1 protein-coding gene is annotated in these 342 nt (G+C 67.0%); it reads right to left on the reverse strand.

Going from position 1 to position 342, the window contains the following annotated elements; translation table 11 throughout:
- A partial coding sequence (locus tag ACO0K4_RS19605; protein ID WP_422958341.1) for a sensor histidine kinase occupies nt 1-342 on the reverse strand: 342 nt, incomplete at both ends.

Here is a 342-nt window from a genome sequence, read left to right on the forward strand (position 1 = left end):
GGCAGCCGCGCTGGCTTGGCGTGCAGATCCATCTTGCCCGCTTCCACCCGCGACAAGTCCAGCACATCGTTGATCAGCGCCAGCAAGTGATGACCGCTTTGCTGGATCGTGACCATGCCCGCCAGCTGGCCCTGCGACATCAGCGGATCGCGGCGCAGGATCTGGGCATAGCCGAGGATGGCGTTGAGCGGCGTGCGCAGCTCGTGGCTCATGGCGGCCAGGAAGGCGCTCTTGGCGCGGTTGGCCGCATCGGCCGTCTCCTTGGCCTGCTGCAGCGCCGCCTCGGTGGCTTTCAGTGCCGAGATGTCGCGCATGATGGCGGTGAATTTGCGCTCGCCGCGC

Origin of the sequence: Undibacterium sp. RuTC16W (assembly GCF_049339445.1) — a bacterium.
In the GTDB taxonomy this organism is placed as follows: Bacteria; Pseudomonadota; Gammaproteobacteria; order Burkholderiales; family Burkholderiaceae_D; genus Undibacterium.